Annotated in this window: 29 protein-coding genes and 1 pseudogene; 11 read left to right on the forward strand and 19 right to left on the reverse strand. The window is 63.3% G+C overall.

Annotated features, from left to right (window positions below; translation table 11 throughout):
* Positions 1-45 precede the first annotated feature (45 nt).
* A complete protein-coding gene (locus AB4074_RS05875; RefSeq protein ID WP_284982081.1) occupies positions 46-912 on the reverse strand; it encodes a flagellin N-terminal helical domain-containing protein in 867 nt (288 codons plus the stop codon).
* A 300-nt stretch (positions 913-1,212) separates the two neighbouring features.
* Here AB4074_RS05875 and flgN point away from each other — a divergent pair, with 300 nt between their 5' ends.
* The 5 genes from flgN (at position 1,213) to AB4074_RS05900 (ending at position 6,440) form a co-directional block, all read left to right on the forward strand.
* Positions 1,213-1,713 (forward strand): flagellar export chaperone FlgN, encoded by a 501-nt coding sequence (gene flgN / locus AB4074_RS05880; protein ID WP_441412522.1) that lies wholly within the window; start codon positions 1,213-1,215, stop codon positions 1,711-1,713.
* Between the two features lie 76 nt (positions 1,714-1,789).
* Entirely contained in the window at positions 1,790-3,226 is a 1,437-nt protein-coding gene (gene flgK / locus AB4074_RS05885) for a flagellar hook-associated protein FlgK (RefSeq protein ID WP_441412523.1), read from the forward strand.
* Positions 3,227-3,229: 3 nt separating this feature from the next.
* On the forward strand, positions 3,230-4,117 hold the full coding sequence (flgL, locus tag AB4074_RS05890) for a flagellar hook-associated protein FlgL (RefSeq protein ID WP_441412524.1): 888 nt from the start codon (positions 3,230-3,232) through the stop codon (positions 4,115-4,117).
* Positions 4,114-4,500, forward strand: a complete 387-nt coding sequence (gene fliW, locus AB4074_RS05895; RefSeq protein WP_441412525.1) for a flagellar assembly protein FliW — start codon at positions 4,114-4,116, stop codon at positions 4,498-4,500. The genes flgL and fliW overlap by 4 nt, the downstream gene beginning before the upstream one ends.
* A gap of 374 nt (positions 4,501-4,874) precedes the next feature.
* Positions 4,875-6,440, forward strand: a complete 1,566-nt coding sequence (locus tag AB4074_RS05900) for an APC family permease (RefSeq protein ID WP_441412526.1) — start codon at positions 4,875-4,877, stop codon at positions 6,438-6,440.
* A 63-nt stretch (positions 6,441-6,503) separates the two neighbouring features.
* Here AB4074_RS05900 and AB4074_RS05905 read toward each other — a convergent pair whose 3' ends face one another.
* Positions 6,504-7,049, reverse strand: coding sequence for an AMIN-like domain-containing (lipo)protein (locus AB4074_RS05905; RefSeq protein ID WP_441412527.1), 546 nt, complete (start codon positions 7,047-7,049; stop codon positions 6,504-6,506).
* Positions 7,050-7,527: 478 nt separating this feature from the next.
* On the opposite strand from AB4074_RS05905, the gene AB4074_RS05910 reads away from it, so the two are divergent.
* On the forward strand, positions 7,528-8,985 hold the full coding sequence (locus AB4074_RS05910) for an HNH endonuclease (protein ID WP_441412528.1): 1,458 nt from the start codon (positions 7,528-7,530) through the stop codon (positions 8,983-8,985).
* A 106-nt stretch (positions 8,986-9,091) separates the two neighbouring features.
* On the opposite strand, the gene AB4074_RS05915 is transcribed toward AB4074_RS05910, so the two are convergent.
* From AB4074_RS05915 to AB4074_RS05955, 9 genes are all read right to left on the reverse strand, one after another.
* On the reverse strand, positions 9,092-9,394 hold the full coding sequence (locus AB4074_RS05915) for a DUF4193 domain-containing protein (RefSeq protein WP_059388261.1): 303 nt from the start codon (positions 9,392-9,394) through the stop codon (positions 9,092-9,094).
* A gap of 142 nt (positions 9,395-9,536) precedes the next feature.
* Positions 9,537-9,713 (reverse strand): hypothetical protein, encoded by a 177-nt coding sequence (locus AB4074_RS05920; RefSeq protein ID WP_236815494.1) that lies wholly within the window; start codon positions 9,711-9,713, stop codon positions 9,537-9,539.
* A 56-nt stretch (positions 9,714-9,769) separates the two neighbouring features.
* Entirely contained in the window at positions 9,770-10,618 is an 849-nt protein-coding gene (locus AB4074_RS05925; RefSeq protein WP_441412529.1) for a DUF6454 family protein, read from the reverse strand.
* A complete protein-coding gene (locus tag AB4074_RS05930; protein ID WP_441412530.1) occupies positions 10,599-12,146 on the reverse strand; it encodes an inositol monophosphatase family protein in 1,548 nt (515 codons plus the stop codon). The genes AB4074_RS05925 and AB4074_RS05930 overlap by 20 nt, the downstream gene beginning before the upstream one ends.
* Positions 12,143-13,204 carry an ABC transporter ATP-binding protein gene (locus tag AB4074_RS05935; protein WP_441412531.1) on the reverse strand — a complete coding sequence of 354 codons (1,062 nt, stop codon included), beginning with the start codon at positions 13,202-13,204 and terminating at the stop codon, positions 12,143-12,145. The genes AB4074_RS05930 and AB4074_RS05935 overlap by 4 nt, the downstream gene beginning before the upstream one ends.
* Positions 13,205-13,253: 49 nt before the next feature.
* Positions 13,254-14,117, reverse strand: coding sequence for an ABC transporter permease (locus AB4074_RS05940; RefSeq protein ID WP_441412532.1), 864 nt, complete (start codon positions 14,115-14,117; stop codon positions 13,254-13,256).
* A complete protein-coding gene (locus AB4074_RS05945) occupies positions 14,117-15,079 on the reverse strand; it encodes an ABC transporter permease (RefSeq protein WP_441412533.1) in 963 nt (320 codons plus the stop codon). Before AB4074_RS05945 ends, AB4074_RS05940 begins: the two co-directional genes overlap by 1 nt.
* Positions 15,076-16,236, reverse strand: a complete 1,161-nt coding sequence (locus tag AB4074_RS05950; protein WP_441412534.1) for an extracellular solute-binding protein — start codon at positions 16,234-16,236, stop codon at positions 15,076-15,078. The genes AB4074_RS05945 and AB4074_RS05950 overlap by 4 nt, the downstream gene beginning before the upstream one ends.
* A gap of 176 nt (positions 16,237-16,412) precedes the next feature.
* Positions 16,413-17,231 carry a COG4705 family protein gene (locus AB4074_RS05955; RefSeq protein WP_441412535.1) on the reverse strand — a complete coding sequence of 273 codons (819 nt, stop codon included), beginning with the start codon at positions 17,229-17,231 and terminating at the stop codon, positions 16,413-16,415.
* A 117-nt stretch (positions 17,232-17,348) separates the two neighbouring features.
* On the opposite strand from AB4074_RS05955, the gene AB4074_RS05960 reads away from it, so the two are divergent.
* Positions 17,349-17,663: a hypothetical protein gene (locus tag AB4074_RS05960; protein WP_441412536.1), complete on the forward strand. Its 315-nt coding sequence runs from the start codon at positions 17,349-17,351 to the stop codon at positions 17,661-17,663.
* 20 nt (positions 17,664-17,683) lie between these two features.
* Here the strand turns inward: AB4074_RS05960 and AB4074_RS05965 are convergent, their stop codons facing one another.
* The 5 genes from AB4074_RS05965 to AB4074_RS05985 form a co-directional block, all read right to left on the reverse strand.
* The gene (locus AB4074_RS05965) at positions 17,684-18,001 is read right to left on the reverse strand and encodes an ArsR/SmtB family transcription factor (protein ID WP_236815476.1); all 318 of its coding nucleotides are present in this window, start codon (positions 17,999-18,001) and stop codon (positions 17,684-17,686) included.
* On the reverse strand, positions 17,998-18,480 hold the full coding sequence (locus AB4074_RS05970; protein WP_441412537.1) for an SRPBCC family protein: 483 nt from the start codon (positions 18,478-18,480) through the stop codon (positions 17,998-18,000). Before AB4074_RS05970 ends, AB4074_RS05965 begins: the two co-directional genes overlap by 4 nt.
* A 66-nt stretch (positions 18,481-18,546) precedes the next feature.
* A complete protein-coding gene (locus tag AB4074_RS05975; RefSeq protein ID WP_441412538.1) occupies positions 18,547-19,731 on the reverse strand; it encodes a virginiamycin B lyase family protein in 1,185 nt (394 codons plus the stop codon).
* Between the two features lie 88 nt (positions 19,732-19,819).
* Entirely contained in the window at positions 19,820-20,491 is a 672-nt protein-coding gene (locus AB4074_RS05980) for a response regulator (RefSeq protein ID WP_284982098.1), read from the reverse strand.
* Positions 20,488-22,137: an ATP-binding protein gene (locus AB4074_RS05985; RefSeq protein ID WP_441412628.1), complete on the reverse strand. Its 1,650-nt coding sequence runs from the start codon at positions 22,135-22,137 to the stop codon at positions 20,488-20,490. The genes AB4074_RS05980 and AB4074_RS05985 overlap by 4 nt, the downstream gene beginning before the upstream one ends.
* 110 nt (positions 22,138-22,247) lie before the next feature.
* On the opposite strand from AB4074_RS05985, the gene AB4074_RS05990 reads away from it, so the two are divergent.
* From AB4074_RS05990 to AB4074_RS06000, 3 genes are all read left to right on the forward strand, one after another.
* On the forward strand, positions 22,248-22,574 hold the full coding sequence (locus AB4074_RS05990; RefSeq protein ID WP_441412539.1) for an aldo/keto reductase: 327 nt from the start codon (positions 22,248-22,250) through the stop codon (positions 22,572-22,574).
* Positions 22,571-22,696: an aldo/keto reductase gene (locus AB4074_RS05995; protein ID WP_441412540.1), complete on the forward strand. Its 126-nt coding sequence runs from the start codon at positions 22,571-22,573 to the stop codon at positions 22,694-22,696. The genes AB4074_RS05990 and AB4074_RS05995 overlap by 4 nt, the downstream gene beginning before the upstream one ends.
* Positions 22,697-23,027: 331 nt before the next feature.
* Entirely contained in the window at positions 23,028-23,642 is a 615-nt protein-coding gene (locus tag AB4074_RS06000) for a PepSY domain-containing protein (RefSeq protein WP_441412541.1), read from the forward strand.
* A 542-nt stretch (positions 23,643-24,184) separates the two neighbouring features.
* Here AB4074_RS06000 and AB4074_RS06005 read toward each other — a convergent pair.
* The 3 genes and pseudogenes from AB4074_RS06005 to AB4074_RS06015 form a co-directional block, all read right to left on the reverse strand.
* Positions 24,185-24,472, reverse strand: coding sequence for a YciI family protein (locus tag AB4074_RS06005; RefSeq protein WP_441412542.1), 288 nt, complete (start codon positions 24,470-24,472; stop codon positions 24,185-24,187).
* 8 nt (positions 24,473-24,480) lie between these two features.
* Positions 24,481-24,960: an SRPBCC family protein gene (locus AB4074_RS06010; RefSeq protein ID WP_441412543.1), complete on the reverse strand. Its 480-nt coding sequence runs from the start codon at positions 24,958-24,960 to the stop codon at positions 24,481-24,483.
* Positions 24,957-25,463: pseudogene (locus AB4074_RS06015) on the reverse strand (EAL domain-containing protein); the annotation flags it as partial. The pseudogene AB4074_RS06015 and the gene AB4074_RS06010, both read right to left, overlap by 4 nt.
* A gap of 275 nt (positions 25,464-25,738) precedes the next feature.
* Here AB4074_RS06015 and AB4074_RS06020 point away from each other — a divergent pair.
* Complete coding sequence (locus AB4074_RS06020; protein ID WP_441412544.1) at positions 25,739-26,362, forward strand: PadR family transcriptional regulator; 624 nt, start codon at positions 25,739-25,741, stop codon at positions 26,360-26,362.
* The last annotated feature ends 2 nt before the right edge of the window (positions 26,363-26,364 follow it).

Below are 26,364 nucleotides of genomic sequence, written 5' to 3' on the forward strand. Positions count from 1 at the left end.
GTCCTGGCCGCCATTCGCTGATTACCGGTCAGCTACCGGAAGGTCTTAGCGCAGGAGCGAGAGAACGCCCTGGCCGGACTGGTTAGCCTGGGCGAGCATTGCCGTGCCGGCCTGGGACATGATGTTGGCCTTGGTGTACTTGACCATTTCCGAAGCCATGTCCGTGTCCGTGATGCGGGACTCGGCTGCCTGCAGGTTTTCGCCGGAGACCTGGAGGGTCTTCGTGGCGTGCTCCAAACGGTTCTGGGTTGCACCCAGGTCCGCACGCTGAGCCGAAACTGCCGCGATGGCGGTGTCAACGGCAGCGATGGTCAGCTGAGCGTTGGCGCTCGTGTCCACCTTGAAGCCTGCGGCACCAGCTGCGCCGGAGAGGCCCGTCGCGCCGGTTCCGACGGCGGTTGCGACGTCACCGAGGTTCACGGCGATCTTGTCGTTGGCGCTGCCGCCGGTGCCGACCTGGATGTTCAGGGCCGCGCCGCTGTTTCCAGCCGCACCCTTGAGCAGGTCGATGCCGTTGAACTGCGTGGACTGCGTGAGACGGTCCAGTTCCTTGCCGAGTGAGTCACCTTCACCCTTGATCGCTGAGCGGGATGCGGCGTTGTTGGTGTCGTTCGAGCCCTGGACAGCGAGGTCACGCATGCGCTGGAGGATCGAATGGACTTCAGTCAGTGCGCCTTCAGTGGTCTGGATGACCGAGATGCCGTCCTGGGCGTTGCGGGCGGCGACTGCCGAGCCGCTGACCTGGGATTTCAGGCCTTCCGAAATTGCCAGGCCTGCTGCGTCGTCAGCTGCACGGTTGATGCGCAGGCCGCTGGAGAGCTTCTCCATGGACTTGGACACGTCGTTCTGCGTGCGGTTGAGGTTGCCGTAAGCGTTGTTCGCCATCAGGTTTGTGTTGATTGCCATGCCCATGATGTATTCCTCCGTGATTGGGTCTGCTGGAACTCCCAGGCCGTCCGTGGCCTGTCACTTCTGGTTATCGGAACAGTGGCCCCGTTTGGTTAGCAAAACGCCGCAGGAAAATTTGCCGCAGGCCACAAGTTCCGCCGCCCGTCGTTTGACTGGACAAAGCGAATAGATCATGCATAAACAGCGCCTAACGCATGGGCGGCGGCAGCCGATAGTTGTTTTCAACGCGGCGAAGGCACAGGGGAAGTGCTTTCCCGCGGCAACGCACCCGAAAAAAGAACCCGGAACTGGAGTTGACCCGACATGGCCATCCATGAACTGTCGGCGCTGCTGTGGCGAGAACGTGAGCTGCTGGATCTGCTGACATTCAAGCTGGAGGAAGAGCAACTGCTCCTCACGGCAGGCAAATCCCGCTGGTTGCCGCATGGCACCCGGGAAGTGGAACAGGTCCTGGGGCACCTGTCCAAGGCCGGGCTTGCAAGGGCGGTGGAAGTGGCGGCGGTGGCAGAGCAATGGGGCTTGCCTGCCGAGTCTTCACTGGGCGAGCTGGCCTCGTCCGCTCCAGAAGAAGCCTGGGCTGATGTCCTGTCCTCGCACCTGAACGCGATGCAGCAACAGACCGCCACCATCAAGGGGCTGCGTGATTCGAACGAGCAGTTCCTTCGCGCCGCCGTCCGTTCCACCCAGGAAACCATGGCGGATCTGAAGCCGACGGCCGGGACCTACGACTCCCACGGGCGGACCGGTTCCCAGGGCAGGACCGCAGACTCAACCCCGTCCCGCCTTTTCGACCAGCAACTCTGACCGAAACTCATCAAACGTAGCCGGACAACCAAAGGCCGCACCCACTCAGGCCCGGATCACCAAAGGACACACAACATTGAGCACATTCGGCGGACTCAATACGGCCTACCTGGGCCTCACCGCAGCGCAACAGGGCATCAACGTTGCCGGACAGAACATCGCCAACGCCGGCACTGACGGGTACACGAGGCAGCGGATCGAGCAATCGGCCGTCGGCGCACCCGCGCGCACGGGTCTCTTCACAGCGGGCGCACAGGCAGGTCAAGGCGTGTCGGTGGACGGGATCGCCCGCCTGGGCAACAGCTTCCTCGATGCCGGGGTGCGCTCCAGCGCGGCCCAGGCCGGTTTCGCCGGCTATCGGTCCACGCAGCTCCAGCAACTCGAAGGCTCCCTGAACGAGCCCGGGCCCGCCGGAATATCGACGGCGCTCCAGACTTTCTGGTCCTCGTGGCAGGGCGTCTCCAACCACCCGGGAGAAGCAGCCCCGGCCGGCGTGCTGCTTCAAGCTGGCACCACCCTCGCCAACACAGTGTCGGCGGGCTACAAGGCCTTGGATTCACAGTGGACGCGGATTCGCGGCGAAACCCAAAGCACCGTCGCCACCCTGAACGATGCCGCCGCCCGCGTGGCCGGTTTCAACGCAACCATCCGTTCCGTCACGGCCTCGGGTGGTTCCGCCAATGAGATCATCGACGCACGTAACAAGGTGACTGAAACCATCGCCTCCCTGGCTGGTGGAACTGTCCGGGACAACGCCGACGGCACGGTGGATGTCTTTGTCGGCGGCAACGCCATCGTCTCGGGTACTTCCCACCGCGACCTCACTTTGAGCGGCCAGGCAAGCATGGGCGCGCCGGGTTCCGCAGTGCAGTTGGGGGGACCGGTGCAGTTGGAATGGGCCGATCGCCCGGGTGTGGCGGTTCCCCTCGACGGCGGAAAGCTCGCCGGCGCGGTCTCGCTTCTTTCCCCGGCGGCGGGAGGCGCGGGAGGCGCCATCTCCGAGGCCGCTGCGTCGTACGACGCCTTCGCCACCAAGCTCATGAATGACGTCAATGCCGTGCACCGCACTGGGCAGTCCACCACCGGCGCCTCAAACCTCGATTTCTTCGCAACCACCCCGGGCGCCCCGGCGGCCCTGTCGCTCAGCATTGTCCCGACGAGCGCCGCGGGAATGGCGACCGGCAGCCCCGGCTCCGGCGCCCTTGACGGCAAGATCGCCGACGCAGTTGCCCAAATCGGCGCCGGACAGGGTTCCCCTGACGCTTTGTGGTCCGGAATCGTCACAGGAATCGGCACGGCGTCCCAGTCCGCACAGCAGCACCAGCAGCTCGCCGACGCGGCGAGCACTGCCGCCGTCGGGCAGCGTTCCTCCGGTGCGTCCGTCAGCCTCGACGAGGAGAACATCAGCCTCCTGAGCAACCAGCACGCATACCAAGCGGCCGCCCGGGCCATGACGGCCGTGGATGAAGCCCTCGACGTCCTGATCAACCACACCGGATTGGTGGGAAGGTAAGCCATGCTGAACCGTGTCACGAACCAAACAATGTCCGCGGCCGCGCAATTGAACCTGCAGGCCGGGCAGGCAAAGCTCGCCGCGCTGCAGGACAAGGCCAGCAACCTCAAGAACATCACGAGGCCCTCCGACGATCCCGCGGCCACAGCGAACCTGCTCGCCACGAAAAGCCAGCTCAGCGCCGTCGCACAGTATTCGAACAACATCAACGACGGCAATGGCTGGCTGACCACCGCCGATTCGGCCCTCGGCCAGGCCACCAACATTCTCAACCGGGTCCGTGACCTCACGGTCCAAGCCGCCAACGGTTCCCTGAACAGCAACGCCAACGAGGCGATCGCCGTCGAAATCGAAGGCCTCAACAAGGACCTCCTCGCCCAGGCGAACACCCAGTACCTGGGCCGGAACGTCTTTGCTGGAAGTTCCGATTCCGCCGGCGCGTTCAGCAACGCGACGCCACCTGTCTTCAACGGAACACCGGGCGGCACCGTGGAACGGCGGATTGACGCAATCCAGACGGTCCGGGTAGACGCCGACGGCGGTGCGATCTTCGGTGACGGCGCCGGTTCGGTTTTCGCTTTGGTGAGCAACGTCGTCGCCGATATCCGCTCGGGTGCTGATGTCAGCGGCCGTTTGGCGGCGATCGGTGACAAGATCAAGTCGGTCGTCAACGGACGCGCCGACGTCGGTGCCAGGCAGACCAAGCTCATGCGCGCCCAGGATTCCGTCGATGGTCTCAAGGCCTCATTCGACGCACAGCGCTCCGGAATTGAAGACGCAGACATCGGAAAGGTCGTCATGGACTTGAAGCTGCAGGAAACCAACTACCAGGTTGCCCTCGCGGTCACCGCCAAGACGCTGCAGCCTACGCTCATGGACTTCCTCAAATGAGCACGGCACAGGCCTCCCGGGAGTTGAGCTTCACCGCGCCCATGCCGGGGCTTGAAGCTTCCGACGGCTTCGCTTTGCGGGGAATCGACGGCGCCCCGGGACTCTACGCGATGGAGTCGGCCAGTCCGCGCATCCGGATGTTCCTGGCCGAGGCCGCCGTTTACGTTCCGGGCTACGCGCCCACGATCCCCCGCTCGACGCTGGAGGATCTCGGGCTGGACCGGGCTGAGCTGGCAACCACCCTGGTAGTGGTCAACCCGACTCCGGAAAAGACCACGGTCAATCTCGCGGCCCCCATCGTGCTGAACCCGGAAACCGGACGCTGCACGCAGCTTCTCCTCGACAGCAAGGAATACCCCCTCCGGGCCGAACTGAGCGCCTAAGCAGCACGCGTTCCCCGACGCTCGCTCACTTTTGGGCCGTTTCCGGCAGACGCTCGCTCAGATGATCTGAGCGGGCGTCTGCCCTTTTGGCCGCATATGTGAGCGAGCGTCCCTTCTTGAGCCGTGGGATCAGGGCTCTTTCAACCTGCCGGCCTCCCGACGCTCGCTCACTTTTGGGCCGTTTCCGGCAGACGCTCGCTCAGATGATCCGCCCCGAACCAAAATTGTTTGGCAATAACACTTGCGCCAAGGCTTCTCCGCGTCCATACTAAATGAACGTCATTCATTTAGTGACTCCCGTCTCATACCCCGCTGACGGCTTCACGGCATCACCCAGCAACAAACCTTCGGCCCATTTAGAAAGAGCCAAGCACATGACTCAATTAACCCGCCCAAGCGCCAGGAAAACCGTGGAGGCCCACGATCCCGCTGGCACCGAACACGGCATCAGCGGCAAAGGACTCAAGACGGGGCAGCTGGGGCTCCTCGCCGTCGTCGTCCTCGGTATTTCCTCGGTGGCACCCGCCTATAGCCTGACCAGTTCCCTCGGCCCGGCGGTCAACGCGGTGGGCCTGCAGTTGCCTGCGATCTTCATCGTCGCCTTCATCCCGATGATCCTCGTGGCGTTCGCCTACAGGGAGCTCAACGCAGACTCCCCGGACAGCGGCACCACCTTCACGTGGGCCACCAAGGCCTTCGGCCCGTTCATCGGCTGGATGGGCGGCTGGGGGCTGCTGGCCGCGAACATTATCGTCCTGTCCAACCTGGCGGGCGTTGCGGTGGACTTCTTCTACCTCTTCCTGGCGCAGGTTTTCGGCAATCCCGATCTTGCCGACCTCACCTCCAACAAGGCCTTGAACATCGCCACGTGCCTGGCCTTCGTGGCACTGGCTGTCTGGGTCAGCTACCGGGGCCTGCACGCCACCAAACTGGTGCAGTATGCCATGGTGGGGTTCCAGGTAGTGGTCCTTGGCGTGTTCATCGTCATGGCCCTCACCCACGCCTCTTCCGGCGACACCCCCACGGCCATCGCCTTCAGCTGGGACTGGTTCGACCCCACGAAGATCAGCAGCTTCGAGCAGTTCGCTGCCGGCATGTCCCTGGCGGTCTTCGTCTACTGGGGCTGGGACGTCTGCTTGACGGTCAATGAAGAGACCAAGGGCGGCAAGGGCACTGCCGGCAAGGCCGGAACCACGACGGCGATCGCCGTCCTGGGACTCTACGTCGCAGTGATCGTCGCAACGATGATGGTTGCGGGCGTTGGCGGCGACGGCATCGGGCTCAACAACCCGGACAACCAGTCCAATATCTTCGCCGCATTGGCTTCCCCGGTGATGGGTCCTTTGGCCATCCTGATGTCCTTGGCCGTACTCGCAGGCACAGCGTCGTCCCTGCAGTCCACCATGGCCTCCCCTGCCCGAAGCCTTCTCGCCATGGGTCACTACGGCGCCCTGCCGCAGAAGTTCTCCACCGTGAGCAAGCGCTTCGGTTCCCCGGGATACGCCACCATCATTGCCGGGGCTATCTCCGGCGGCTTCTACGCCATCATGAAGGTGGTCAGCGAGAACGTCCTCAACGACACCATCCTGGCCCTGGGCTTGATGATCTGCTTCTACTACGGAATGACCGCTTTTGCCTGCGCTTGGTACTTCCGGCACAGCATTTTCAGCAGCGTCCGCAACTTCTTCATGCGCCTGCTCTTCCCGGTGGTCGGCGGCGTGGTGCTGACGCTCGTCTTCATCCAAACGGCGGTGGACAGCTGGTCTCCGGACTTCGGCAGCGGTTCCGAGATCTTCGGCGTCGGCCTCGTTTTCATTATCGGCGTGGGCATCCTGGCCCTCGGAGCGGTGGTCATGGTGATCATGTCCCGCGTCCGGCCCGGCTTCTTCCGCGGCGAAACCCTTCGGAAGGACACGCCGGCCCTCGTGGTACCGGAGTAACCCTCAACATGCCAGAAACCCTGTTCCGGAATCACCCGGAGCAGGGCTTCTGTGCTTGTTGCTTCACCACATGTGGGCGACGTCGATCACCAGCCGCGATCCCGTTCCCGGGCCAGCCAGCGTCAAGACCCTGAAGGGAAGCCGGGCGCGAAGACCAAGGCCAAGGCTGGTGTATCCCTCAAAGCTCCCCGCATAGGCCACTTGCCGGAAGGTTTTGTAGTCCGAGACGGTCGTCAGCTCGTTCTTGTCGGCCGGGTTGTACGTGGCAGCGCCGCCAGAGTTGTACGCAGGGGCATTGACTGTGATCTGCAGGAACGCATTGCCTCTCAGCTCGACCGGAAGGCCCGAACCGTCCTGCAATACTTGTGGAACGTAGCGGATTGAATAGCCGGCAACAGCGCCGTTCAGGTCGATCACCAGGCGGTCATAGCAGGGTTGCTGGCCTGTCCGGACATTGAGCACTTGTGCCTGGGTCAGCGCCGGGTTGGACTTCGCCAACGATCCCCAGACGATTCCGCAATACGGGGCTGCGGATGCTGTCCCTGGAGCCACGAGGCCTAGCCCGGCGGCTACTAGCAAAGCCGCGAACCACGCATGAAACTTTCTCACTTGGGCCCATCCCCTTGAGTGCTTGAGCGATCCGATACCTCAAGCGTAGGAGCGTCGGGGCCCTTTCAGGAGCTTCGTATCCGCTTCGGCGCCCAACTGTTAGCGGACCTCGAGAAGGGTCACGAGGACGTGATTCATTGGCCTGGATTTCGCGATTTTATAGCGATTCCGGGCCGTATCGCGCCTCTGTTCGTTATCACGGATAACGACGCCGGAGTGGTGCTTCTGAGGGGTCGCGGGGTGCAGGTAGGCACCAGCCTGGCGACTGTTCAATCGGGGTCTTGGTCGGCGCGCGACCGGAACAGACATCAAGAGTCGAGGCTGGTCGTTCGACTTGCTGGTCTGGGCTTGGGCACCACCGGGTCGATGGCTCCCTGTCGATGGCCTGTCCTGGCAGTCGTTCAAATTTTCTGGATTCTTTCGATTGGGCGGGTCTTTTCGGCCTATTAATGTCGTAGGTCCCTGAAATGCTTTGGTTATGGCCGGGAACCGGGGAACAGAGCTGATCGGATCAAGCGCGCCGTTCGGCGACGCGGGTCCGGAGGCTCCGGTGTCAGGTGCCTGGGTGCGGGAATTGATCGATACCGTTGCCTCGTTCAGGGCATGCGCCGTGGGCACCGAACCGGCCGGCGGCACCGACTTGATAAACCTGTTGCGTGCCCTTGAGGATCTGAAGTCGGCGGCCGCCGCTGCGCAGGCGAGGATCGCCGTCGTGTTCGATACCGCCCAGCGCGGCGCCGACGCGGCAGCGGGTGTACCGGCCGAGGAACAGGGACGCGGGGTCGGAGCCCAAATCGCGTTGGCCCGGCGGGAATCACCGGTCCGCGGATCCCGGCTCCATGGCCTGGCGAAAGCCCTCGTGAGCGAAATGCCGCACACCCTCGCCGCCCTCGAGACCGGGCAGCTGAACGAATGGCGGGCGACGTTGCTGGTGAAGGAAACCGCCTGCCTGTCCGCTGAAGACCGCTGCGCGGTGGACGCGGAACTGGCCGCGGACACGGGAGTCTTCGACGGCGCCGGGGACAAGGCGATCATCGCCGCGGCCAGGACCGCGGCCTACCGGCGGGACCCCCGCTCCGTGACCCAGCGCGCAAGCCATGCGGCGGCGGAACGGCACGTGAGCCTGCGCCCGGCACCGGACACCATGACCTACCTGACCGCCCTGCTCCCGGTCGCCGAAGGCGTCGCCGTGCACACGGCCCTGACCCGGCACGCCGACACCCTCCGCTCCAGCGGGGAGACCCGGTCCCGGGGCCAGATCATGGCCGACACCCTCGTCGAACGCACCACCGGCACCCCCGCAGGCATCAGCGGTGTCGAGGTCCAGCTCGTCATGACCGACCGCACCCTCTTCCAGGGCGACAGCGAGCCGGCACGCCTGCCCGGCTACGGCATCGTCCCCGCCGGCTGGGCCAGGACGATGCTCTCGACCGGCGAGCCTGAGGGCGGTCAAGAACTCAAGCTCTGGCTCCGGCGCCTCTACACCGCCCCCGGGACCGGGGAGCTTGTCGCCACCGATTCCCGTGCCCGGCTTTTCCCGGCGGGCATGGGGCGCTTCATCCAGGCCCGCGACGACACCTGCCGGACACCCTACTGCGACGCGCCCATCAGGCACTTCGACCACATCATCCCCTGGCACGACGGCGGACCCACGAGCCTGGCCAACGGGGCGGGCCTGTGCGAAGCCTGCAACCACACCAAAGAACTCAAAGGCTGGACAACACAAACCCGGTCAGCAAAAACACGCCCCGGGACACGGCATGCCCTCGACATCCGCACCCCCACCGGACACCACTACCGATCAACAGCCCCACCCCTGCCAGGAACCCACGAGCCGGAAATTCAACCCGCGCATTCCAGGCACCACCGGCGCAGGCTACGACACCACGCCAAAGCTCTCAAATACGCCCGCGTCACCAACCTGCAGGCCGCCTGAGAGGCCGCGCCGCAGGGCCGTTGGTACCGCGGGTATGCAAAAGCCCCACCCGGCTGGTTTGGCCTTGCTGGTTTCCAGTCGGGCGGGGCTGCATTGCGTGCGGGGTTTAGCCTTCGCAGTCGCGGCAGTACTTGAGGCCGTTCTTTTCCAGCGCGATCTGCGACCGGTGACGGACCAGGAAGCACGATGAACACGTAAATTCATCGGACTGCTCCGGGACAACGATGACGGTCAGTTCTTCGCCGGACAGATCGGCGCCCGGAAGGTCAATGCCCTCGGCTGTGTCGTTCTCGTCGATGTCGATGACAGCAGTCTGGGCACCGGAGCCGCGCGACGCCTGAAGGGCCTCGAGCGATTCGGCGGGAGACTCTTCTTCGGTCTTGCGTGGGGCGTCGTAATCGGTAGCCATTGATTGGTTCACTTTCGTTGCTGCATAGTGCCATTTCAGGCACCTCAGTGAAGCAGTTTAGGGCATAGTACACGCCATCAACGAATAGTGTGTTCAACAAGACATCTAGCAATTCAAAAACCCCGGAATCCCGGGGTTTTAGCTACTCCGCGGCCCGGATTTTCCGCGCCTGGGCGTCGGCGATGGCCACACCGCTGAGGGCCGGGAGCCAGCCATAGCGGGTGGTTTCAGTGGCTCCGGAGGCCCCCAGCTCGGCGGCGTCGTAGAAGTAGGCGGCTTCGATCCAGGCACTGACCTTGGACATGATGGATACGATCATGTGGCCACGCTATCGAGGCACCGTTCAGGACCGGTTTCCGGTCTGTCACGGCTGTGTTAAATGATCCTGTAGCTCAGTATCCGCGTGCCGCCGTCGTCGTCGCCGTCATCCGGCGCCGCGTGAATCAGCAGCCCGGATTCATCCACGGTGACCGTGACAGGATTGCGGGTGATGACGTGACCGGCACTGCTGAACTCGCTGATGGGCACGTCCCACGTGATTCTTTGCCGCAGCGGCTCCACCAGGGCCAGTCCCCCGAGTTCAACGACACCGCCATCGGCCTGCGGCAGCAAGGAAATCCCGCTGCACAGCAGGAGTCCCGGACCGAGGATCTGGGCATCCTGGTAGTCGACGAAATGGCCGGGATTCTCCCACTGATCCACCAGCTGGCCTTCCGTGTCCCAGGTGTAGAGCTGCCGGGAACCCCAGCTCCCCCCGAACACAAGGTCCAGCACGGGATCGCGGGCGATCCAACCGATGTGGTCGTCCACGCGGAACCGCTCACGGACCTCGAAGGTGCCCGGATCGATCGTGTAGACGATGCTTCTGCTCCCGGCCCGGTACTCGGCGACGGAAACCCACACGTGGTCGCCGTCGAAGTCGATACCACCGGGGTGATACGCCAAGCCCTCGCCCACGGGGATATCGCGTAGCAGCCCGCCTGCGTCAAGGACGAACACGTGCCCGCTCCCCCGTCCGGGAGTGCGCAGCGCCGGATCCGCCGCAGGGCGCGGCGCTTCGAGGATCTCAACGGATGACAAGAACGTCAGACCCTTGGCGAAGGCCATGCCCTGCGGGTGGTGCGTCGGGAAGTCGAGGCGGATCTCCTCAACCAGTTCGAAGCGGCTCCGCCGGTCAAGGGTGGATACGGCGTCGCTGAGGAGCTCAGTCCCCCGCGTCGTCATGTGCTTGCCTCCACAGTTCGTAGAGTTCGGCGGCATATTCCGGACGTGCCGCGAGTACCCCGCCCTGTTCAGGGAACGTGTCCATCTCACCTTCGGAGTTGAGGACGATGCCTCCAGCCTCTTGAACAACGAGCGTGGCCGCCAGGTGGTCGATCGGGCTGAAGCTCCCGATGATTGCCCCCGCACCACGCCCGGCAGCTACCCCAACCACCGTCATGGTCGCCGATCCCATGATCCGCATGATGCTGTGCCGCTCGCCAAGCTCCGCGAGGAGTTCCAGCATTCCGGGCCACGGCAAGTGCCCCGCGAGTTCGGTCGCCACCACGGTTCCGGCCAGGGCCTCCGTCGAAACTCCCGCCGGAGCCAGCGATAGCGGCTTTCCGTTGAGCCAGGCACCATGACCGGACCACCCCTCGAAAATCTCGCCACGCCAAGGATCTGCGACGACGGCCACCGCGGGCTTGCGGTCCACAGCCAAGGCAAGCGAGAACGCCGTCCAGGGAATGTGGTTCACGTAGTTGGTGGTTCCGTCGACGGGATCAAGATACCAACACGGCGCGCCAGGCACGGCGACTCCGCCCATTTCCTCGCCCACAACCGTGTGGCCGGGAAGGCGGGCGGCAATCACTTCGCGGACATGGCGCTCGACGGCGACGTCGACTTCCGTGACCAGATCGGCAGGGTGCGCTTTGGTCGAGACCTGTCCGCGATCGGCGTCGCGCATGTACCCGACGGCCCATTCGGCCAGCTCAAAAGCGACTTTCCGGGACTCAAGAACTTCGTCTCCGGCGAGTCCCCCGGGAGCCTGGGCCGAAGCCCATGCCCGCGGGTCTTCAGCGATGGCGCTTTGCAGCAGGTCCAGTTGGTTGCTCGTGATCGAATCCACGCCGAGTCCCAAGGCCCAGCGCATTGTTTCGAGATGATCAATGGTCCAGCACGCAACTTTGGCCCCCGCGGCGTGGATCTGTTCGACCATGTGCTTGCTGAGAACCACGTGCTCGGAATTGACGAACTCAGGGGTCAGCTCGGCCAGCAGCTCTTCCGGCGGGGCGGTCCTCTTGCTCCAGGGCAGCCAAATCCGGGCGTCCTGGTCGAGGGCACGGATGATCCGCATTCCGTCCAGGTTCCCGCACCAGGCCACTTCGATGCCGCTTTCGCGCACGACGGCGGCAGCCGCCCCTGCGGGGCCGGGCTCGTCCATGTCGATGAGCAAGGTTGACCGGCGCCCGCGGAAAAGCTCTAGGGCTTCGGAAAGCAGGGGAATCCGCTCCTCGCCGGCGCCCAGTTGCCTGATGCGGTCATAGTCGACGTCTGCAATGTCGGCGTCGAGGCTCCAGATCCTGAGCAGCGAGGCATCGTGCAGCAGGATCACCTGCCCGTCCTTCGTTACCCGGACGTCTACTTCCACGAGGTCCGCACCCGCGTCGATGGCTGACGCGATGGCGGGCAAAGTGTTCTCGAGATACTTGCTGGAGTCGCCCCGATGGGCCGTGGCGCGGGTCCTTTTGGTGTCAACGGTGTTGCTCAAAGCGCGGCACCTCCCTCTGCTACCAAGCGTCCGTCCCGGAAGGACATGGACTTGCGGATCCCCGCATACGTCTGTTGGCCTGGCTGCATGAGCTCACCGCTCACAAAGCTGCGGAGCTGGGCGTCGGCCCTGCGCACGTACACTTCCTGGAAGTGTCCGCGGGGGACGACCCTCTCGACCGTCGCCGGGACCGCACCCGCAAAGGGCGTGTCTGCCAGGATGACGTCCTCGGGCCGGATCCCGAGAATGTCCGGGCCCGCGGTGATGAGTCCGTTGTTGAGCGAGCCCTCCAGGCGGTTCATGCTGCCGATGAAGGTGGCCACAAACTCGGTTTCCGGGCGGGCATACAGCGCCTCCGGGGTACTGTATTGCTCGATCCGGCCCGCATTCATGACGGCGATGCGGTCGGACATGGACATCGCTTCTTCCTGGTCATGGGTGACGATGACCGTGGTGATGCCCAGTTCCTGCTGGATCTTGCGGATGTCTTCACGGACTTTGACACGCAGTTTCGCGTCCAGGTTGCTCAAGGGTTCGTCAAGGAGCAAGAGCTTCGGCTCCTGGACGAGTGCCCGGGCCAAAGCCACGCGTTGCTGCTCGCCGCCGGAGATGCGGGCGGGCTTGGAATCCTTGTGATGCAAAAGGCTCACCAACTCCAGGACGGCTTCCACCCTGGCTTTGATCTCAGTCTTCGACATCTTGCGGAGCTTCAGTGGGAAGCCGACGTTCTTGGCCACGGTCATGTGGGGCCACAGCGCGTAGTTCTGGAACACCATGGCGCTCGGGCGGTTCTCCGCACCAAGGTGGGAGACCTCCTGGCTTTCCACCTCGATGGAGCCGGAGTCCGGCTCGAGGAAGCCGGCGATCATTCGCAGCGTCGTTGTCTTTCCGCAGCCGGAGGGCCCCAGCAGGGATACCAGTTCGCCCTCCTTGACCGACAGATCGAGGTTGTCGATGATGGTGCGGCCGCCGAGGATCTTGTGGAGGCCGCGGATAGCCAGCCCACCGCCCGACGCCGGAGTTCCCGGCTTTGTTGTGCTGGCGGGTGGTTCAGTCAATGGTTCATGAATTGTCATTGGTTCTCTGTCTGACGTTGAGCGCGGGGCGCTATTTGATCTGGAAGCCTTCGGCGAGCTGGCCGCCGAGGATGTGCTTGTGCGCCGCGAGCATGAGGGCAACGGAGGGGATGGCCAGCAGGATCGAGAAGACGGCAGCCACCTGGGTGGGGTAGTTCAGCACCAGGCTGTACATCTGGGTGGGCATGGTCATGAAGGCCGGCGCGCCCACCAAGTACGTTCCTTGTGCTTCGTCGAAGGACGCCAGGAAGGACATCACGGCCGCGACGATAATCCCGGGCAGCGCCATGGGGAGCGTCACTGAGGCGAACACGCGCAATTTGGAGGCTCCGGCGTCGCGGGCTGCTTCCTCCAGGTTTCGCGGCACGGCAGCAAACGCTGCCGCGGGGATCCATGTCATGAAGACCACTGTGCCCAGCACGTGCACCACGAGGATTCCCAAAATGGTGTTCATCAGGTTCAACGCGTAGAAAAGAGCCGCCAGTGTAACGAACAAGCCCATCTTCGGAAAGGCGTTCGTCGCGAACAGGCTGATCAGGAAGAATCGGCGTCCGGGAAAATCAAAGCGGGCGAAGGCGTAGGCCGCGGGCAAGCAGATGATCGCAGACAGGAGGACCGTCAGCGGGGCGAAGAACAAGGAGTTCTGCACCGCGATGCCGAGCGCGCCGTCGTTGACGACGACCTGCCACCAGCGCAATGTCCAGTCATCGGGAAGGAGATTGGGGAAGGTCCAGTTACCGGCGAAGGCGCGGACACCGAGCCAGAGCAAGGGTCCCAGGATGAAAACGACCATGAGCACCACGAACAGGCCCACCAGCGCACTGCGGACAATCGAGTCCAGCGTCAGCGGTCGGCGGGTGCGGGAAGCAACCGGGGATCCGGCAGGGAGAGCCATCAGACTTTCCCCTGTTCCTTGGCGGAACGGACGTTTGCCCACACGTAGAGCGCGGCGATTCCGGAGGCAATCAGGAAGACAGTGAAGGCCATGACGGCGGACTGCTGGGGTTGGTTGAAGGCAGAGAAGTAGTTGGACATGTCCACTCCGAGCATGTTCGGTGAATTGGGCCCGGTGAAGTACGGAACCGTGAACGATCCAACAATTCCTATTGCCGTGAACGTCGTCGCGATGATGATGGGAACGGCGGCCATGGGAACGATTACTGAAACGATCGTGCGCACGGAGCCGGCACCGGCGTCGCGGGCTGCTTCGATCATGGCGTTCGGCACGGACTGCAGTCCGGAGGAAATCATGAGCACGGCGAACGGCAGGGATGTCCAGACCGAGCCGATGATGACCGTGACCATGGTGAACGCCCACACGGGGAAGTCAAGCCCGAAGAGGGCAAAGACGCTCCGCAGGAAACCCGTGCCGGAGTAGAACGTCAGGATCGCCCACGAGGCGATGACCACCGGGATGAAGAGCGGCACGATCGCCAGTCCGGAGAGGAGGCGGGCCATTCGACCACCCTTGAGCTTGAGATAGAGCCCAATGCCTAGGGCAAGGAAGATAACCGTTGCCGTGCTCACCAGAGTCACGATGACCGTGACGAGAAGGTCCCCGAGGAAACGCTTGTTGGTGAACATATCTTGGTACGCGGCCAGGGTTCCCCACCAGGCGTCTGCCTCGTGCACGTTCTGGCCAATGGTGGCGATGGTGTGGTTCAAGCCGCCGGTCAGGCCGATGCTGAAGCCGAAGGCGAGCACGATCGGGAAGCCGACGAAGAGTGCGATCAGCAGGATCGGCGGGAGGGCCATGAAGAACCCGACGGCGCGCTGGCCCAGTCGCTTGGGGCGCGTGGCACCAGCCGGCGGAACTACTTGTTGCAGTTCCGCCGGCTTTTGAAGCGTGGTTGTCACTGGCCGGGAACCTTCTGGTCCCAGAGGTTGTTCAGGTCTTTGCCCATCTGGTCGAAGTAGCCCTTACGCAGGTTGTTGGTGTCTGCGTCCTTGAACTTGTCCTTCACATCAGCGGGCAACTTGTCCAGGCTGATGGCCGGGAACCCGGACATTTCCTTGATGATCATGGTCTGCGCGTCCGGCGAAAGGACGAAGTTGGCAAGCTTCAGCGCGGCTTCCTGGCGGGGCGAGGACTTGGGAATGCCGAGGTAGGCAGCACCGCCAGTGAAGGAAGGGTTGCTGATCTGGGTGGCCTTCACGGTGGACGGGATCTGGCCGTTGGTCAAACCGGTGATGAACTGGTCAGACCACACCGGGGCCATGGAGATCTGTCCCTTGGCGAGCAGGTCAAGGGTCTGCTGGTTGCCATTGGGGTAGACACCGCTCTGGAAGACGGACGAGTTAAGGTCCTTCAACGTCGCGAAGCCCTGGTCCCAGTACTTCTCGAGGTCCTTCTCGTAGCCCACCGCCATCTTGGCGCGAGCGTCCGCGGGAACGAACTTGTCCAAAACGGTGGCAACGAATGCGCCGCCAGACCCTCCCGACTTGGGCGAGTTGTAGGTGAACTTGCCCGGGTTTGCCTTGATCCAGGCGAGCAAATCGTCCAGGGTCTTCGGCGGAGTGGCAACTGTCTTGGTGTCATATGCCAGGAGCACCGCGGAGCCGCGGTAGGGGATGCCACCCGTGCCACCGGCCTTGATGACGTCCTGCGGTACGTCGTTCAGCGCGGAAATCGTCTGCGAGCTCACGGAGGTCAGCAGATTGGCCGCGGAGGCCTTGGGAACAAAGCCGCCATCGACGAGGTCGAAATCAGGTTCCTTGTTCTGCTCCGTGGCGCTGGTCAGTTTCGCCAACGTCTGGGCATCGTGCTCGCCGTGCAGATCGAGGGTGACCTTAACGTTGTAGCCGGGGTTGGCCTTCTCGAAGGCGGGAACAAGGCTCTTCTCCCACAGGTTCTGGACGTTCGTGTCCCCGCTGATGAAGACGGTGATCGTCTTGTCCGGGGATGCGCTGGCGCCATTGTTCTGGGCCGAAGCGGTACTGCTTTGAGCGCAGCCGGTCACAGCGGTGGCTGCAACAACGGCGACGGCGGCCGCTGCTAGAAAGCGGTTGGTCATGGTGTTCCTTCATCTTGAACCGAAAAGTCCCCCCAAGGGCAGGAACTACCATCCAAGGGCAAGGTGAAGGAGCGGGTCATGGCCCATGAATCCAGGGTTAACCGGAGACAGAATTAACGCAAATATGTCAGGACATACGAACAACAGTACGAAAAGTTGAGCGGTACCGGATTGGGCTACTTGTGGGCTCGTCGCCAATCGATCGTCAGGAACGTGACAAGGACGGCTATCGCAGCTGCGAGGGCCAGGCTGACGGGGCCGGTACCCCAGTCGAGTCCCCCTCGGTCGGGGGAAACAGCGGTCCAGTCAGAGAAGGACGCCCCCAATGGCCGGGTCAGGATGTACGCGAACCAGAAGGCGGGGATCGCAGCCAGCAGGCGACGCCAGTGGGCCAGTGCCGGGAGAGCGATGACAACCGCGAACATGATTCCTGAGGCGAAGTAGCCGAGGCCGAGCGAGTAGGCAGTCAGGTCTCCGGTAGCCGTGCCAAGTGCGAAGGTTGTCAGCACCGCAGCCCAGTAGAAGGACTCCCGACGCGGGGTGGTGATGCTATGGATGGAGAGGGTCTTTTCGCTCCGGTGCCAAAGCAGGAAAACGACGGCGAGCGCCACGGTGAAGAACAGGGTCGACGCCAGGTAAGGGACGCCAAGTCCGACGTGGACGGCGTCCGCAGCCATTGTCCCGAACACGCTGACCATCGCGACGGCGGTCCAGTACACCCAGGGGATGTACCTGCGGACCCGGAACTGCAGGACCAACGAAATCACCAATGCCGCGAAACCGAGGCCCAAAGCGATCTCGGGTTCGAACCGGTGAACAAGGAAATCGGACGTCGTTTCGCCCATCCCGGTAGTAAGGATCTTCACCACCCAGAACAGGACGGTCACCTCGGGTACTTTCGAGGCGGAGGCTCGGGAGACGGCGCTTTGCAGTTGATCGCCAACAGCTACGGTGTCCTTGGTCCGCGGGCTAGCGGTGAGTTCTTCGGGCATCATGGACCCCATTGTTCATGGCTTTCCCGAGCGTTTCCCGAATGTGACACTCGGGCACCCCGCCCTGAAACGGCAGCGAACCCCTCAAGCAACCGGTCCGATCCGCGGGATAATGGAACTATGGCCGATCAGGATCAGGATCCTTGGGATGAGTTCGACAGGCTTAAGCCCGCGGGACACGATCGCGTCCAGGGCTATCCCGGAGGAGAACCCTTGGGATTTGGCTTTCAGACGGGCGTGCGGAGCGCAAGAGTGACCTTCGGTTTCGCCGTCTACACACTGGTCCTCGGAACCGTACTCGTCCTTGTCGGGATCATTGACTTTATCGGCACGGGCGAGTTGCTGTGGCTCGGATTGATGGTGCTCATCGAGGCCGCCTTCATCTACGGATTCATCCAGCTGGCGCACCAAGCGCGCAACCGACGCTCAACTTAGACGCGCCCGTTTTCAAAGAATTACAACCCCTCCGCGATGCGCTTGATCGCGGCCAGGCGGCGGTCCCACTCTGCACCGATGCGATCGAGGCTGCGTGCCGTTTCGCTCAGCTGCGAGCCGAGCACCCTGTAGCGCAGTTCGCGGCCCACGCGCACCGATTCAACGAGCCCGGCCTCCTGCAGCACAGCGAGGTGCTTGGCGATCGCTTGCCGGGTGACCGGGAGCCGCCCAGCGAGGGCCGACGCCGATGCGTCGCCCTCGCCGAGGGCAGCCAGGATGCTCCACCTCGTCTCGTCGCCGAGCGCGGCGAACACTGGAACCAGGGTGCTCGCGGTCACGACCCACCCTCGACATACGCGGCCAGCTCGTCGAGTTCCGAGTCCCAGCCCTGGCGGTGGCTCTCCATGTTGAACGCGGCATCGCTCGTCGTGTCGAATCCGGTCTCGACGACGGTGAGCTGCGTTCCGCCGTCGAGCGCTTCAAGCGTGAAGCGGAACACGGTCGAGTGGTCAGGATCGACCTCGGCAGGCGGGGTGCCGCGCGCGTCGTCGTTGCTCCAGCGGTAGGCGATCATTCGCGGTGGGTCGAGCTCCTCGATCCGCACCGGGAAGGCGCCGTAGCCTTCGAAAGAGAAGACACCGCCGGCGCCGACGGCCACTTCGTCGAGGACGGCGGCCTGTCCGAACCAGCGCGCGATGTGCTCGGCCTCGGTGATCGCGGCCCAAACCTTCTCGATTGGTGCCGCTATGGTGATGGTGCGCCTGACGGTGAATTCGCCGGCATCGACGACAGAGGCCTGGTTTGCAGTCATAGTCATGATTCTTTTCCTTTCAGTCAGTTGCTGCAACTACAGGGTTGCACTAACCCAAAGAAAGAGCAACCCCTAGGCTGCAGATCGGGGCTTACTGGGGTCGCCAAGTCCGGATCCCTTACGGCGTCCCGCGGCCACGATGAAGACGGCGACGGCGATTGCCACTATCGCGGCGCCGCCACCGATTGCAGTGATCATGTTCCACGGGCTGGCAATCCCGTCGCCGGATTGCGCTCCGGGGGTGGCGGGTTTCGAGGCTGTGGTGGTTGTTGCGCCCGGTGCAATGGCGGCGTAACGGGATACTGAGCCGTCCCCGCTACCGCCGCCCGGGCTCGTCACGATGACTGTCCCGTCCGGAGCCACCGCCAGATGCCCGGAGTTCTTATCAGTCGGGATGGAGGATCCCACAGCTGTTGCGCCCGGCGGGATTACTGACAATACGCGGTCCTGGACCGTGGTCACATAGAGGGTACCGTCCTGCCCGACGGCTGCCTCTTGGGGTCCTCCCGGGACGAAGATGCGGTAGGCAACTGTGTCAGCGCCCGGTTTGATGACAGCGAGCTCATTGGAACTGATGTTGGTGACATAAATTGTTCCGTCGGGGCCCGCGGCGATCCCGTGAGGATTCTCTGTGTTTCCTGGTGTTGCGCTGAGCTGAATGGTCCTGGACACAGCGCTCGCTCCGGACGGAATGACTGAGACCGTCCCCGCGATTTGGTTTGCCACGAATGCGGTGCCGTCCTTCGTGACCGCGACTTCCACCGGCCCTGCTCCGACGGGTACTGTCCGGTCCACGGTCGATCCGTTCGGCGCGATGACCGACACGGTGTGCTCCGAGGAGTTCGGAACGTAGATCGTCCCGTCGGGGCCTGCGGCGATCAGATGACTCCCGCGGGAAACCGGAATTCGTCGCGCGACACCGGTCGCGCCAGCAGGAATGACGCCCACGTCGTACTGATTGCTGGCGCTATCCAGCTCAGCCACAAAAAGGGTGCCGTCCGGAGCTATTGCCAGGCCTGACGTGGACCCTCCCGTGCTGATGGTCCGGGATGGCCGGACCGCTCCGGGAGGAATCACCTGGATGCCGCCAGCCCCGCCGTAATTGCCCACATACGCAGTGCCGTCGGAACCAACCACCACGCCAACGGGCACCCCGCCGACGTCGAGAACTTCCGAAGGGGCCGCCATCGCAGGCACCGCGCCTAGTAAGGCGAACGCTCCGGCCGCAGCCACGACGGCAAAACTCCAGATTTTCACTTTCTTCCCCCAAAAATCCCCACAACGGCGCTGGACGCCGACTCAGCGAAGCGGGCTCCGCGTCTGCAGCATATCCCGCCGCCGGTCCTCAACCCTTGCGTGGCAGATATGTGTTCACCGGGCGCCCGGTGGAACCGTAGGCCAAATGCAGGTCAACAAGTCCTTTACGTTCGAGTTCACTGAGATAGCGCTGGGCCGTCGGGCGGCTGATGCCAACGCTGCCCGCAATCTCCGAAGCGCCCAAGGGCTCCGTGGAGTGAACCACCATGTCGAGGACCTTTTGCATCGTGGGCGGCAGGCGCCGGGGTCCTTTGGCAGGCGGAGCCGTACGGCGCAGACTGAAGAGCTGGTCCACGGTCGCCTGGTCGGCCACCGTCCGGGACTCCGCCTCCTGCCGCCAGCGCCGATAGGCCTCGAGCTGGGTTTGCAGTTGCTCGAAGCCAAACGGTTTGACGAGGTAATATACCGCTCCCCCGCGCATGGCGGCCCGCACGGTCTCAAGGTCCCGCGCGGCGGTGATCATGACGGCGTCGAGCTTTTCGCCGGCTCCCTGAAGTGACCTCAACAGGCTGATGCCGTCTTCGTCGGGAAGGTAGACATCGAGGAGAAGAAGGTCCGGTTTGAGCCGCTGTACCGCTTCCCTGGCCTCGGCGGCGGTGTGCGCCTCGCCGACGCATTCGTATCCCTCGATTTTGGCCACGCGGCTGGCGTGGATGCGCGCTACGCGGAAGTCGTCGTCGACCACCAAGGTGCGGATCATTCGATCGACTTTCCTGTCATGACCGGGGTTTCGGATCCCGAGCGCGGTTCCGGCAACCAGATTTCAAAGCGTCCCCCGGGTCCGGGGAAAACATCCATAGTTCCTCCTGCACGGTGAACGATCCGGCTCACCAGCGCAAGGCCTATCCCGCGGCGCATTCCTGGCCGCGGTTCCTTGGTGGTGAACCCGTCGGCGGTGATCGTGCCCACCAATTCCGCAGGAACACCGGGCCCATTGTCGGTCACGCAAATGAAAATGCCCGAGGAATCGTCCAGTTGGATGGTCACCTCACGGGGCATGGGTTGCTCCGCGAGGATCTCGACGGCGTTGTCCAGGAGGTTGCCGACGATCGTGAGCAGCGCTTGCGTTTCGAGGAATGGTTGACGCAGCTGAGAGTCGTCGGTCACCGAGATTTCGACATCCTGCTCAGCAGCCACGGTGATTTTCGCGAGCAGCAGGGCCGCAAGCTCCGGCGGCTCGATCCGCGAGCGCAGCCCTTCGCCAAGGGAGCGCGAGGTGTCCGAAATCCGCGATACGAAATTCCGTGCCTGGTCCACATCTCCGAGTTCCAGGAGTCCGTCCACCACGTGGAGACGATTGGCGTACTCATGCTCCTGGGCGCGCAAAGCTTCCATCAGCCCTTCGACGGAGCGCAAGTCGCGGACGAGGCCCTCTACCTCGGTACGGTCGCGCAAGGTGACCACCGAGCCTATGCTCCTTCCCGCCAAGGCAACGGACATCCGGTTCACCACGAGCAAGGCGTCCTCGGTGATCACGATCTGGTCGGTACCGCTGATCTCACCCGTCAGGAGGGAACGGAGCCGTCCGGACGGCAGAAGATCCTCGATCTTCTCTCCCAGCACGTTTTCTTCCAGGTGCAGCAGGGAGCGCGCCTCGGAGTTGATGACGGTGACCCGGCCGTCGTCGTCGAAGCCGATCATTGCTTCGCGGATGCCGTGCAGCAGGGCTTCACGCTCCTGCAGTAGGGACGCAATCTCCACCGGTTCGAGATCGAAGGTGACCCGCTTGATTCTGCGCGCCAGCAAGGCAGAACCCATGGCGCTGATCGCGAGCACGACCGCCGAATAGCCGGCAATCAGCAACACCTGTTTGGCGAGTTCGCTGCTTTCCGTGGTCTCCAGGATTCCCACCGAGACCTGCCCGACGACGGTCCCGTCCGCCGCGCGCACCGGCGCCTTGGCGTTGACTGAGTCGCCGAGGCTGCCCTTGTCGATGCCGACATGGGTCTGCCCGTCGAGGACGGCGACGGGTTCCTCCAAGGTCTGCCCGATGAGGTTTGGATTCGGGTGGGAATACCGGACACCTTTCCGGTCGGAGACGACGACGTAGTCCGGCTGCGCTTGGGACTGGACCTTGCTCGCAATCGCCTGAATCGAGTGCGTTGGATCCCCGTTCCCCAGCGACGTGACGATTTCCGGCATTTGCGCCACCGTAGTCGCGATCCCCAGCGCCCTGAGCCGGTATTGGTCCTCGAGGGTCTGGTTACTGATCTGGGTGTAAAGAAGCGCGCCCAAGGTGACTGTCACAAAGAGGATGCAGAGCAGCCACACCAGAATCTGGGAGGCAAGCGGTCGCGTCTTCCAGCGCGCACCGAAAAATCGCAAGCCACGCAACTCTGGATGCACCGCCAACCTCTTCCTACTCTCCTAGTAGCTTATGTGACAAAGTTCACGGCTACTACGCCGTGCCCGACGGAGGCGGTCCGCCGTCGGGCTGGGCTGCATGAGCATGACCGGTGGATACAGCGACAAGCCGGTACAAGGGCCAAGTGGTGATCGCCACCAAGTTCGGCTGGGACATCGATCCCGCAGAACGCAAGCCGAGCGGGCGCGTGAGCAGCCGCCCTGAGGTCATCAAGGACGTGGTGGACGGCTCCCTGCGCCGGCTCGGCGTCGACGCCATCGACCTCTACTACCAGCACCACGTGGACCCCGACGTTCCCATCGAAGACGTAGCGGGTGCGGTCAAGGAACTGATCGAGGCCGGCAAGGTGAAGCACTTCGGCATGTCCGAAGCGTCAGCGGGAGGAGGAAGTGCTGGCCGCGTGCCGTCCAGCCCGTGAGCGCTGTCCAAAGCGAATACTCCCTCTGGTGGCGCCGTCCCGAGGAGGAAGTGCTGGCCGCGTGCGAGGAACTGGGCATCGGCTTTGTCCCCTACAGCCCGCTCGGCAAGGGCTTCCGGTAACGACATTCGCAGCACCATCCCCCGGCACGCGCAAGCTGCACCGCCTGGAGGAAAACATCGGTGCCGCCGTCGTCGAATTGTCCGCCGCGGAACTGAGCGAAATCGAGGATGCCGCCTCGAAGATCCAGGTACAGGGCGGGCGCTACAACGACGCCGCAGAACGGATGACAAACCTCTAGGCGTCCGCACGGTGCCACGCCGCCGGATCCTGTGAGCCGGGCAAAATGTCACAGTTCAGGCACAGCATGGGTATACAGGGGCCAAAGCCTGGGGTTCGAGGATGGGATACAGCTTCGAACCCCTCGGAGTTGAACCTCTAAGGAGCAACATCGTGAACAAAGTCCGGAAAATCGCAGTGGGCGCGGCCCTGATCGGCGCCGTCGCAGGCGGCGGAGCCCTCACCGCCATGGCCCTGCCGGCTAACGCTGCAACTACTGACACTTCCACCGCCAGCCCATCCGCCCCTGCCACGAACGGCGGCACGCACGGAAACGAAACGGCCCTGACCGGCGACACCGCAACCAAGGTCAAGGCTGCCGTGCTGGCGGCCAACTCCGGCGCCACGGTGGAGAACATGACCACCGAAGACGACGGCAGCGCCGCCTACGAAGCCCACATCACCAAGTCGGACGGCACGCACGCCACCGTCAAGCTCGACGCGAGCTTCAAGGTCACCGCAACCGAAACCGGCGGACCCGGCGGCGGGAAGGGCGGCCACGGCAACCACGGAAACGAAACCGACCTCACGGGTGACACCGCAAGCAAGGTGAAGGCCGCTGTATTGGCCGCCAACTCCGGCGCCACGGTGGAGAACATGACCACCGAAGACGACGGCAGCGCCGCCTACGAAGCCCACATCACCAAGTCGGACGGCACGCACGCCACCGTCAAACTCGATGCGAGCTTCAAGGTCACCGCAACCGAAACCGGCGGCCCCGGTCACTAACTCCCAGTCCAACTAACCACTGTGGGCGGATACGGCACCCAGCCGTATCCGCCCACTTGTGCGATCTCCCCCGGGCCGCACAGCCCGGACCGGTCCGGGCCGGTCCGGGCCGGTCCGCAGTGAGGGTAGGACCGTCAATCCTAGGAAAAGCAGGGAGCGGCCCAGCTGCTGACATCGTCTTCCGGAGCCCTTAGCGTCTTTAACAGAACCTTGAACGACGGCGGTTCCGCCTTGAGTATTCGGGTTTCTTCCAGCCGCTAACTGATTTACAGTCCAGGGCTCCACGTTTTAGATGAGAAGAAGATGACTATGGAATTTTCGTTGATGATGGCTTGTGCAGTTATCGGCATCGTGAATAATGACAGCCGCAGTGCCTTGCCGGGAGCACCGGTTGTTCCGGCACGCCCGGCGAGGAGCCTGCGGCTGGCTCGGCTCCGGGGTTGGCTCGCAACCGCATTGCACCGGGTAGCTTGGGGAATTGAGCCTAAGGTGCCGCCTGTCCTGGAGCCTTGCCAGTGAAAGGCGCCGCAGTTGCCCGAATGTCAGGCGTGACCCTGCAGACTGAACATGACTGCATTCCATTCCCGGATCTCGCTGGGTACGGCCAGTCCTTCCAGGACGAAAGGATCGCCAGCGATGAACTGCTCCGCCCTTTCCTTGCTGGTGAAGATGCCCATTGAACCGTTCACGGCAGGGTTGTTGAAAGTCCCGATGCCGATCAGGCCGCCTTCGGCAGCGAACGCCTGCATATATTCAACGTGCCTGGGGTAAACGGCCTGGAGCCCTGGAAGCGCCGAAGGATCCGAGCTGTAGAAGACGACGAATTGCATTGTTTTCCTTAGCTGTCGGGGTGGGCGCTGTCGGATTCGGCGCTGTCGGATTCGGCCAGGGTCTGGCCGAGCCGCGGAAAAACATGGTTTCGCCATCCGCCGCTCATGATGCGGTGCGATGCCACGTGGGTCGGCTCGTCGGGATTGAAGCCGTCGTGGACAAGCGACAGCCGGGTCCCGGTGTCCTCCGCAGTGATTGACCATGTCACGGTGCTGTTGAGGCTGTTTCCTGAGTTCGCGTCCCGCCATGAAATACGCAGGAACTTCTCCGTTTCCACGTCAAGGACTTCGCTGGCCACCAAGCCGCTGAATCCGACCGCCGGAACGGGAATCCCGCGCATCTGGAACTGGTGCCCGACGATCGCCTGGAAGTCGTTTTCCATCAGCCAGCGGGCGATCAGCGCGGGTTCCGTCAGTGCCCGCCAAACCTTGGCAGGCGAATACGGCAGGAATTCTTCGACCTCGATGGTCGTAAGTCGTTCACTCATTTGCGGTCCTCAATCTCGTTCATGACCATCCTAAATTCCGAGGGAGCCATCGGCGGAGCGATCAAATACCCTTGGGCGGTGTCGCAGCCCAGATCCCGCAGAATATTCAATTGCTCCTGGCGTTCCACTCCTTCGGCGGTAACCCGGACCCCCATCGCGTTGAGGGTTTGGATCAACCCCCGGACAATCGTCGCAGTATGCGGCTCACTATCGATGTCCCTGATGAACGCTTTGTCGATTTTTAGCGTGGTCAGCGGAAGGACCCGAAGCATGGCCAAGGACGAATAGGCGCTCCCGTAATCGTCCAAGGCAACACCAAGGCCCATGTCGATCAGTTCCCGCAATTGCGATGCCACGGAGGGAACGTCTACTATCGCCGTTCCTTCGGTGATCTCAATTTCCAGCATCCCGGCAGGAATTCCATGGCGGTTCAAGGCAGCCCGGATGTCGGATGGGAGGTTACCGCCCGCGAACTGGACCGGGGAGACGTTCACGGCGATGTTTCGGGGCGCGCCGGTAGTGGAGCCAGGGCCGAGTCGTCAACGGCAAAAGGGAGCCGACGCCGGATGTGCGCCTGGCGCACGAACGGTGCCGGTTCCTGACAGGGGCCGATACGGCCGAAGGCACGGGGCTGCCGCCGTTCGAACACACGTTCTTCTTACCACCCGGACATGGATTGGCCCTTGTTTAACGACGGTCAGCGATATATCGTTAACTATCGCAGAACAAACTGCGAGCCTCAGGGCAACCCACACAAGATTGAAAGGACGATGCCGCTATGAAAGGCATTCACGACAACAGACACACGGATTGCGGTCCGGATATGGAACGCTTCGGACGCGGCCGGAGCCGTCGCGGGCCCCACGGACACGGCGGATTCGGGCCGGGCCGCGGGTTTGGGCCAGGCCGCGGTTTCGGGCCGGGGTTTGGCCCAGGCCTTGGTCCCGGCTTTGGCCCCGGCGGCCAGCGTCGGGCCAACAAGGGCGACGTTCGCTTCGCGATCCTCTCCCTGCTGGCCGAAGCACCATCCAATGGATACGGACTCATCAAGACAATCGCCGAGAAGACGTCCGGATCGTGGCGCCCAAGCCCGGGTTCCGTCTATCCGACGCTGCAGCAGCTCGTTGACGAAGAGCTCATTGCACCCGTCGGCGAAGGCCGGCGCACTGAGTTCACACTCACCGACGCCGGAAAGGCATACGTAGCGGAGCACGCCGAGGAGCTGGAAAATGCGTGGAACATCGATCCAGAAGGATCAGGACCCGCGTTTCACCAGAGCGTGGCAAAGCTCATGGGGGTTATCCACCAATTCCGCTTCGCCGCAACCGACGAACAGCGCACAGCCGCCATGGAAAAGATCGACGAAACCCGGCGAGCGCTGTACCACATCCTCGCTGACTAGTA

This window comes from Arthrobacter sp. 2MCAF14 (genome assembly GCF_052115645.1).
GTDB lineage: Bacteria > Actinomycetota > Actinomycetes > Actinomycetales > Micrococcaceae > Arthrobacter.